Source organism: Chitinophaga sp., from assembly GCF_035564935.1.
Lineage (GTDB): Bacteria > Bacteroidota > Bacteroidia > Chitinophagales > Chitinophagaceae > Chitinophaga.
Map to the genome: position 1 here is coordinate 1 of NZ_DATMTE010000018.1, position 6,809 is coordinate 6,809.

Sequence of the window (6,809 nt, forward strand, 5' to 3'; positions counted from 1 at the left end):
TATAAAAATTTAAGCTATGACAGAGTTTATGTTAATTTTCAGGAACAGCACCAATTCGCACGACAATCCCTCTCCTGAACAACTGCAGGAAAGGATGAACTGGCTGGCTGGCATTGCCGCACAGAACAAGCTGGCGGATAAAGGAAACCGGTTGTCGGCCAGTATTGCTAAAACGGTGAAACCCGGTAACGTTGTAACAGACGGGCCTTATACGGAGATCAAAGAATTTATCAGCGGTTATATGATCGTTAAAGCCAACAACATTGAAGAGGCCATTGAATTTGCACAGGCTAACCCGGTACTCAAAGCCGGTGGTAATGTGGAAGTAAGGGCCATATTAAAACCGGAAGAAAAAAGCTGATGGCCGGAACGCCACCATACCAGGAGCTTTTACCCCATTTGTTCAGGTTGGAATATTCCAAAATGACGGCAGTGCTATGCCGTCTTTTTGGCTTGAAACATATTGAAACAGCAGAAGACATTGCCAGCGAAACATTCCTGAAAGCCACGGAAGTGTGGAGTGTGCAGGGCATTCCCGAAAACCCTACCGCCTGGTTGTACACCGTTGCTAAAAATAAAACAAAGGATTATCTCAAGCATGTTTCCATCTTTGAAACACAGGTAAAACAAGCGCTTTACACCGGTGAAACAGCGCAGCGACCTGATTTTGATTTCACGCCTCAAACGATCAGCGATAGCCAGCTGGCCATGATCTTTGCCGTATGTAATCCTGCCAACGCTGCAGAATCGCAGATCTGCCTGGCGCTCCAGATCCTTTGCGGGTTCAGCGTGGAGGAAATTGCAGATGCCTTTCTCTCCAAAAACGAAACGATTAAAAAGAGATTGCTAAGGGCCCGGGCCAACCTGCGCGCCGATAATTTCCAGATCGGGCAACTGCAGGAAACTACCATCAAAGAAAGGCTCGATACCGTGTTGAGAACGCTTTATCTTCTTTTTAACGAAGGATATTTTTCCAAATCAGGCAATCACCTTATCCGGAAAGAGCTATGCTCGGAAGCCATCCGGCTCACGCTGGTACTCACCGAAAATCCACTCACCAATACCTCAAACGCCAATGCCCTGCTGGCACTGATGTGCTTTCAAAGTTCCAGGCTGGATGCAAGAGCCACCAACGAAGGTGAAACCATTCTTTACGAACAACAGGATAAAAACCTGTGGAGTAAAGAGCTGATCCAGCAGGGTAACTATTATCTCGTAAATGCCTGCACGGGAAATGAAGCATCAAAGTATCACCTGGAAGCCGGCATCGCGTACTGGCATACCACGCCTGCTGCCGCTAATAAATGGAACCATATCCTGCAATTGTATAACCAGCTGATATTAATTGAATACTCTCCTATGACCGCATTAAACCGGACCTTTGCCTTTGCCAGAGTATATGGTCACCCGGCCGGCATAAAAGAAGCGGAAAAACTGGGGTTGCATCACAACAGTCACTATCATTCCCTGCTGGGCTACCTCTATGCAGTTACCGATAAAGAAAAAGCAGCGGCGCATTACCGCGAAGCCATCCATCTCACAAAATCAGCAGCGGAAAAGAAAACACTGATGCGGGAAATAGAGCGGCTGGGCCGCTGATTTATTTTTAATACCTTTATAACATGCAGGCAGATATACAAACGCTTTATCAATCCCCTATCTGTACGGTACATAACTTTTTGTGCCGGTGCAGGGAATGTATAGTGTCTGCCAAAGAATACCAGGAAACATTTTCTATGGCCTACATCCGCAAAGGGAATTTCCGCTTCCGGGTTTTCCGCAACGATCTGGATGCATATAGCGGCCTGTTCCTGCTCTGCAAACCGGGCTATGAGCACCGGGTAGCGCATGTACACAATATACCGGATCAATGCACCATCTTTTCGTTTCCTGCGGAAAGCGCAGACCGTTTGATGGAACATACAGCTTCTTTCTCCTGGTTTTTTAGCAACCCGGATATTCAATCCATCCTGATAAAGGCGACCCCTGAAATGGAATTTCTGCACCAGCGTATTTTTAGCCTACTGCAAAAAGTGCATTCTCCGCGTTTATGGATCGAGCAACTGATGACGGATCTTTTCATCATGGTGTTATCAGCCGGCGACCCACTTCAACCACTGCCCGCTTTGAATGATAAACAGAAAAGGAATTACCTGCCGGCGATAGAGCAGGTAAAAGTATTTATCAATGAAAACTATGCAGACGAGGTTACCCTGCCGCAACTTGCTGCGCTGGGCAATATGAGCCCATTTCATTTCAACCGTCTTTTTAAACAGGTTACCGCTGCCACACCTTACAACTACCTCTTGCAGGTAAGACTTAAACAGGCTACGCTACAGCTTTGCAACACCAGCTTACCGGTAACGGATATTGCCTTTTCAACCGGTTTTAACAGTCTTGAGCACTTCTCCGCTGCCTATAAAAAACAGTTCGGGAAATCACCTTCCGCCATGCGTTCTTAAAATGAGCAATTTTCCTTAAATAGTTGGCTTGCCTGCCGGTTAATTTTGCAGTAACAAACATCAGATTATGAAAACGCAATTATTAACTACCCTTGAAAATGCAAGGAATTATACACTGAGCGTAGCCGAAGCCATGCCCGAAAAAAATTATGCCTTTAAAACAACACCTGCTGTATGGACCTTTGGTGAATTGTTACATCATATAGGATACGGTATTGGGTGGTGGGAAGAAAATTATATCCGGCAACAGCCGTCCGGCTGGAACCCTCCACCCTCTACCACCGGCAAAGCAGCTACCATCGCATACCTGGATGCGGCGTTTGCCACATTGAAAGAAAATATGGAAAGCGTTCCTCTTTCCGACCAGGTAATCGCCGGGTTTTACGCTACTATTGACCATATTACGCATCACCGCGGGCAAGCCACCGTTTACCTTCGCAGCAAAGGCATTGTACCACCTGAATATGTTTACTGATCCTTTAATAAGTTTATATGCCGGTATATTATATTAACAGTTACGATATTATCAACGAAGAAGAATATGCAAAATACGGTCCGCCTGTTATACAACTACTCCATAAATACGGTGCGGAAGTATTGGCTTCCGACCTCCGGGCCAACGCTGTGGAAGGCACTGCAAAACGGATGAATGCCATTATTAAATTTCCTTCAGAAGCCGCGGCCCTGCAATGTTATCATGATCCGGAATACCAGCCGCTGAAAGCACTCAGGTGGCGCTCCACGGATAACTGCAGCATGATACTGGTGCATGGACAGGAATGATGACTTTCACATCTATAGTACAGGATTGCCGGATTTTTTCTATATTAAGGTATGGAAATCCGCCTCGTATGAAGACCCATACAGATAAACCAAAGAAAGACAACTCCTCTGCGGATACAAATAATTTTTCAGGACAACAGGGCAGCGGAGAATATGCAGTTGATAACCGGCCACAAGCAGCCGCAGATAAAGCATTGGCAAACCAGGTCAACAGTAGTTTCCATGTGCAACAGTCTAAAACATTGCAGGCGATGGTGAATGATAGTTCAAGGGTGGCCCGGCTGCAAAATTCACTTCCCTTACGGCATTCGGCGATACCATCTGCCCCGGTAATTCAGCGGGTAACCGTGGACCAGGAAAAGCGCTTTAAAACAATTATTGAACTGGCAAAGAATGATAAAAAACGTGGAGCCGCTTTAACACAGATAAACCTGCTGCTTACATTGCTGGAAGCGGATAAAAGCAGCGCCGCAGATACCATGCGTGTTAAGTTGCAGGAATTGAGAACAACCATTAATCAGCAATCCGGTACTCCCAAATCCAGCGATAAGCCCATTCCCCCTAAATCAACGGACGCTAAAACTCCGCCGCCTGGTGAGCTGAAAATTATATCAAAAAACACCCGTAGCAATACCACGGCAACGCCGTTTAGCAAAGGGACCACCCCGGTGAAGAAAAGCGTTTCACCGGCGCCTGCAAAGCAGGTGCCGGCACCGCCGGTCAAAAAGGAAAAGAAGAAGGTAAATCTCACTGGCGGAAAGAAAACGGCCGACCCAAAATTATTTATGGAATTTGTACAACATCTGTATGGTTATTTAGAAACTATCGGGCCTTTTAAAGAGGAAGACAAAGCAGCGTTGACTAAGGAGATAAAAGCAGGTATCAGTTCCAGTTTTAACCTGCCGGATGAAGAGCTAACGGCCGCTGCGAATAATATAATTGGCGCCCTCATATTTCAGCAGGATGATATATTCAGCGAATTTGTATCACAGGACGACCTGTTGGCCGAACATCAGTTACAAACCCACTCCACCCGCGGCGATGGCAACTGCTCTATACATGCGCTTTTAGGTGAAGAAAACGCTGATGGAGTACTTGTTTGTGACAATGCGCAGGAAATCAGGATAAAGCATGCCAATGCTTATAGCAATGATCAGTTATCACCCCATGCAAAGGAAAGAATGGACGCCGCCAGGGAAAACACTATCCGTCATTTTTCGGAGCGCCTGCTGAAAGATTACGCCAGCGATAAACCATTCATAGTCCCGGAAAGAAAAGAATCAAAAGATAAAGATCATGCTGAACAGCAGCCTTCTTTCAGTCAGCTGCAAAAAAAATTACTGGAAGCCATTCACCTGGCAAACACCGGTGGATACGAAGCTGGTATCCAAAGAAACGTAACTGAAAGCACTTTTGATAATGTATTGGAAGGAGTTACCGGGCAAAGCATATTCGCCGAACTGGTTGGATCTGGGGTTCTAACTAAAGAAGGAGCTGTTATCAACCCCGGAATTACTGTTCATGATATTTCAGGTGCCTTACCCTTTCCTATACAGGAAAAAGCGCTAGCCATATTTGAACTCCTTAAACCTTATATCAAGGGAAAAATAAACAGCCAACCGTTTGTTGAAAAGGCATTGGCCGATCCGGATGTTAAAGAAGCATACTTAGCTTTGCTCAAACACCAGCATCATTGGCTCAATGCAGAACAATTGGAGGCGCTGGCTTATGAGCATGGTAAAAGCTTGCTGCTGTTTGAGAATGATCTGATGGGAGGGCTCCAGGTAACAGATACAGTGAATGCCGGAGAAGGAAGGCCATTGGTACGTATTTACTCCAGCGGAACACATTTTGAGCGCCTGGATCCACTTACCGCCTCCACCCCTTCGGATAATGCGGGGAAAGCAGGCGTATCGCCTGCTCAACCGGGAGATGCCTTTCAGGAGGGCATGTACACCCGGGGACGTGCGCAATATCACAGTCCGTTCACTGCTGCCCGGAATAAGAAGCATACAACTGCTGATTACAGAGCGCGATACGCGCATGGCCTTGGTCATGGCATAAGAATATCGGCCAGTGTATTAAAACTTGTAAACACTATCTCTCAATCAGGTACACTGAAAATAAAGTTTAAAACAGACCAGGAACACCTGATGGCATTGTCCATGGCTGCACTCTGGCATGATGCTGCCAACAAAGCCGAAGATGATAAACTTGCAGAAAATAAACAGGGAGAATTGTTTGAAAAAACGGTTGCGGCGAACAGCGTCAAAACACCTCCGGATCCTTCCAGAAAAACGGCTTATACATGGGCAACAGCTTGCCTGAAACTCAAAGGCGCCATATCACACAGCGGGAAGCAATGGAATGATATGAGTGCTGAGGAGCAGGGCGCAGCCATTATTGCCGGTGCAGATTCATATGAATATGTGCGCTCTTATAAGCATATGCAGAAAAAATATGCGCCTGAAAAGAATATCCTGGTTAAATCGGGAGCAATGTCTCCTGAAAATGACAAAGAACATTTTAAAGCCGTAATGGAGCTTATCCTTGACACGGCCGGCAATACCGGGGGCGCCCAAACACCATATCCCAGACCGCATAAAGTTTCCGGCGACTTTGAGTTCAGGGGTATAGATGCGGTAAAAGACCCCATAAGCCCTCTTCATACTGCATTTGAAAAATTTGCAACCGGTGTTCCGGAGAAGTCTCCCGCAGATATTCTGTCGATTTTATATGGCTTCTCTTCTTCATCTTCCGCCTCTGAGGTTCCTGAAACAGCAACAAAATCAGGTCAGAAGCAGGGAGGCAGAAAAGATAATACCACCAATAACGCAGGGAAACGCGTTATAAAGTTTTTTCCCCGTGACCGTCATAGAAAGCCTATCCGTAACGAAATACCAAAAGACGGTGGATTTTTTACCCAGGGCGTAGCTCCGGAGTTTAAAAAGCTGCCTGGCAACACGGTAAAGCCGCCTGATGTTAATGCAGACCAGGCATTAGCATTAGTACACGGCATTCATGCCGACCATGTAGCCGGCGCATTTAAAAGCGGGTTCCTTTCAAGTGCTTATATGCGGGAAGGGCCATATGGAAAATACTCCCGGCCGGCCGACAAAACGGGTGGCGGCGGCCTGGGCGTTTATACGCGGGCGGTAGGAAAGGCACATACCAGGTGGCCTGCACATGGACAAGGCGTAGGAAGCGGCGATGCCAAGATACAGATAGTGCTTGACCCCAAAATTCTGACTTCCAACGCAGTATGGCGACATAGTTCAACAGATTTGATGGGAAATACACCTGGCGGAAAGGCCGCAAGGAGTAGTCGCCAGGGAAACCAATTGGATTCTTTTGATTTATGGGAGCAACAAAGCGAAGCGGAGAGGAACGATACCTTTAATAAAAATATCAGTAGCCCGGGCAGTAGTGGATTTTCCGGTAATGAACAAATGTTTTGGGAACGAATACCCTTGAAAGGTAATGTTACTGCTATTATCTGCAAAACGGCTAAACAACAGGAAAAAATAATCAGGGAGTTGCGCGGAAATCCTGAAGAGGGTTATG

At 46.4% G+C, this 6,809-nt stretch carries 6 protein-coding genes; all 6 read left to right on the forward strand.

The genetic code is table 11. From position 1 onward, the window contains the following. Positions 1 to 16 precede the first annotated feature (16 nt). Positions 17 to 361, forward strand: a complete 345-nt coding sequence (locus VN105_RS00615; RefSeq protein ID WP_325636907.1) for a YciI family protein — start codon at positions 17 to 19, stop codon at positions 359 to 361. Between the two features lie 62 nt (positions 362 to 423). Continuing rightward, positions 424 to 1,599 (forward strand): RNA polymerase sigma factor, encoded by a 1,176-nt coding sequence (locus VN105_RS00620; RefSeq protein WP_325636909.1) that lies wholly within the window; start codon positions 424 to 426, stop codon positions 1,597 to 1,599. 23 nt (positions 1,600 to 1,622) lie between these two features. Then, on the forward strand, positions 1,623 to 2,462 hold the full coding sequence (locus VN105_RS00625) for an AraC family transcriptional regulator (RefSeq protein WP_325636911.1): 840 nt from the start codon (positions 1,623 to 1,625) through the stop codon (positions 2,460 to 2,462). A 67-nt stretch (positions 2,463 to 2,529) separates the two neighbouring features. Beyond that, positions 2,530 to 2,937: a DinB family protein gene (locus VN105_RS00630; protein WP_325636913.1), complete on the forward strand. Its 408-nt coding sequence runs from the start codon at positions 2,530 to 2,532 to the stop codon at positions 2,935 to 2,937. A 17-nt stretch (positions 2,938 to 2,954) separates the two neighbouring features. After that, entirely contained in the window at positions 2,955 to 3,245 is a 291-nt protein-coding gene (locus tag VN105_RS00635; RefSeq protein WP_325636914.1) for a DUF1330 domain-containing protein, read from the forward strand. Positions 3,246 to 3,313: 68 nt separating this feature from the next. Continuing rightward, on the forward strand, positions 3,314 to 6,809 hold a 3,496-nt coding region (locus VN105_RS00640), incomplete at its 3' end, for a hypothetical protein (RefSeq protein WP_325636915.1).